The sequence below is a fragment of the Verrucomicrobiota bacterium genome (assembly GCA_016871535.1).
In the GTDB taxonomy this organism is placed as follows: domain Bacteria; phylum Verrucomicrobiota; class Verrucomicrobiia; order Limisphaerales; family SIBE01; genus VHCZ01.
The window spans coordinates 1-2,623 of the sequence record VHCZ01000425.1 but is presented as its reverse complement, the minus strand read 5'-3'; the positions used below and the strand labels follow the sequence as shown (position 1 = coordinate 2,623).

Sequence of the window (2,623 nt, the reverse complement as noted above, 5' to 3'; positions counted from 1 at the left end):
AGAACGGACCTGGCGCGAAATCCGAAGTGCCGATGCAGAGGCGCATCAAGTTCATGCCGATGCCGTGCTCGGGATGAACGAGGCTCTCGATCACCTTTTCCCGCCGCGCCGCCGGCAGCAGGCTGAGCCAGTGACGGAACCATAACCCCGATCACCTTGGGTCGCTGGATTTGGCGTCAGCGGCTCTTGGCCTTTTTGACACGGTGCTTCGCGCCAGTTTTCACTGTGTAAGGCACGGTTGTTTCGCGGAAAGTCGAGAATTGTTCGGCTGCCGCGTGCGGCTTTAACTCGATTTGGAACTGAGCCTGGCCAAAGAGCGAGCCGTTTTCATTCATCAAGCGCGACGCCGCCAGCTTGCAGTAGTCCGTGTCGAGTTCCACGCCGACACTGTTTCTCCCGTGTTTAAGGGCGGCAGCCATCGTGGTGCCGGTGCCACAAAACGGGTCGAGCACCGTGTCGCCAGTAAACGAGAACATCTGGACGAGACGCGAGGCAAGTTCGAGCGGGAACGGAGCGGGATGTTCCTTGGTCGAGGCGCCGGTGAGAGTCCAGATTTGCTGAAACCAGGCATCGAACTTTTCCTTCGAGATGGCACTCAGGCGACGCTGTTCCTCGGTGGGCTTGCGGTAGCCACCGGGTTTGCGCTGCATAAGGATGAACTCCATGTCGTTTTTGATAATCGCGTTCGGCTCGTAGGGTTTGCCAAGGAATTTGCTGGTCTTGTTCGCCTCAAACACGGCGTTCGAAATCTTGTGCCAGATGATCGGATTGAGGTTGTCGAAGCCCAGCTTGCGACATTGCACGCAAATGTCCGCATGGAGCGGGACGACGGTGTGGCGTCCGTTGTTCTCGCGACGCGAGAGGCAGACATCGCCCACAACGCACACGAGGCGTCCACCGGGGACGAGCACACGGAACGCTTCGCTCCAGACGCGGTGGAGTTCGGCGAGAAATACCTCGTAGTCCTCGATGTGGCCCATCTGGCCTTCCGTCTCGTTGTAGCGCTTGAGGGACCAGTAGGGCGGCGAGGTGACGACCAGGTGGATCGATTCGTCCGGGAGGAAGGAGAGATCGCGCGCGTCTCCCTGCACAAGCCGGTGCGTGGTGGGCAACTCGTCGAGAGCGTGATGGCCGTTGGCCGTGTGTTTCATAGTTTGCGGCCCTCCACTTTCGCGAGGAGAAGGCGCACGGCATTCTCGATTGTTTCGGCAGAACCGGAAGCAAAAACCACGGCATCGATGTTTGGCGAGGTCAAACGGCTGGTGACGTTCGGGTGCTCCTGAATGAACGGGTAATAGATGACGGCGCCGAACTTGGACTTCCGGAAAACGGCTTTGAGCTTGGCGGCTTTGTTCACAATCTCGTCGCAGCGCTTGTGAATGTCCTGCCGGGCTTCGATGCGCTTGATGTCGATGCCAATCTGCACGTCGCCCTTGGCAGGTGTAGCCGCATCCAACTCGAACACCTGTCCACCGGCTTCAAATTTGCGTTTCTTGAACGGGCCGTGGCCGTAAAGATTCAGCGCTTCGCACACGAGCTTCTCCCAGCGGCCTTTGTCTTTCCTGATTTCCTTGTCGATGAACGAGACGCGGTCGATGCGGCTGAGGGCCGGGAGTTCGATGTATTGCGGCAGGAAGGAAAGCAGGTAGCCTGCGACGGCGTTGGCTTGCGCGCTGGTGAGGGTCGGTTCGTAAGTATCGATGTTGTCGATCTTGAGATCTCGCTTGAGCGCACGTCCTGCAAGATTGCAGGCTGCTAACAATGGCTTGAGGATGAGCGGATGATTGAGAATCGCTCTGGCCAAATCCGTGGCCGGGATTCGTTCGAAGACGATGACTTCGATTTGGCGGGTCTCGATGTAGCGGCCGAAGGCATGGCGGAGTTCTTTCTCGACTTCGCGTTGGCGCATCTCGGCCGCGGGGAGGACTTTCGAGACGTATTGACGCTGATTACCGTAGCCGCCGGTGGGTTCGTTCAAGGCGTCGTTGGTTGGAGTAGTTTCCCCGCCGAATAGGCTATTTTTCTCAGGAGTCATTAGCTTGAAGCGGGATGGTAGCGGAGGCACACCCGCAGGCAAGTGAAGAGCGAGCTGACGGCATTGACACTCAAGGTTCCTTCGCGTTGAGCAGCATGCCGTGGTCACCGAGGCCACTCGCTGAACCTCGGCGGCATCAAGTCGGTGCCGGACGCCTTTGCCGTGAACTGGAAGATCGAGCCGCGCTTCGTGGACGAGTTCATCTCCCGCGGCGTGACCAACACGGCCGTGGAAACGCGTGTGACCCTCGCCAGCGGACTGCCCAACGGCAAACACACGCTGGAAATCTCCGGCAGCGAAGCCACGCCCATCGCAGTCATCCGCATGTATCGGCCGGGGTTGGCTCAAACGGGGCTCTGAGCGTCCTAATCTTCACGGCCTCCACTGCAGCGTGGCCACGGACTTGGGAGGCAGCGTTGTCGCCAGAACCTCGCCGCGCCAGCTCATGGACAGAGGGCGCCTGGTGCTCTGCGGGTTGGCCGCGACCAGCACGATGCTTCCGTCCGGGTTCCTGAACGCGACATTCGCCGGGGCCTTGCGAGGGTTTGTGGTGGCGATCCGCACTGCCCCGGGTTGGATGAATTTCAT

The 2,623-nt window shown here is 59.5% G+C and carries 4 protein-coding genes; 1 reads left to right on the top strand and 3 read right to left on the bottom strand.

The features are described from left to right. Positions 1-176: 176 nt before the first annotated feature. Together FJ398_27115 and FJ398_27110 are read right to left on the bottom strand one after the other, a co-directional pair. Positions 177-1,151 carry a site-specific DNA-methyltransferase gene (locus FJ398_27115; GenBank protein ID MBM3841548.1) on the bottom strand — a complete coding sequence of 325 codons (975 nt, stop codon included), beginning with the start codon at positions 1,149-1,151 and terminating at the stop codon, positions 177-179. After that, positions 1,148-2,035, bottom strand: a complete 888-nt coding sequence (locus FJ398_27110; protein ID MBM3841547.1) for a hypothetical protein — start codon at positions 2,033-2,035, stop codon at positions 1,148-1,150. Before FJ398_27110 ends, FJ398_27115 begins: the two co-directional genes overlap by 4 nt. Positions 2,036-2,197: 162 nt before the next feature. Between FJ398_27110 and FJ398_27105 the strand changes: the two genes are divergently transcribed. Beyond that, on the top strand, positions 2,198-2,395 hold the full coding sequence (locus FJ398_27105; GenBank protein ID MBM3841546.1) for a hypothetical protein: 198 nt from the start codon (positions 2,198-2,200) through the stop codon (positions 2,393-2,395). A 12-nt stretch (positions 2,396-2,407) separates the two neighbouring features. Here FJ398_27105 and FJ398_27100 read toward each other — a convergent pair whose 3' ends face one another. Then, positions 2,408-2,623 carry a hypothetical protein gene (locus FJ398_27100; GenBank protein ID MBM3841545.1) on the bottom strand — a complete coding sequence of 72 codons (216 nt, stop codon included), beginning with the start codon at positions 2,621-2,623 and terminating at the stop codon, positions 2,408-2,410.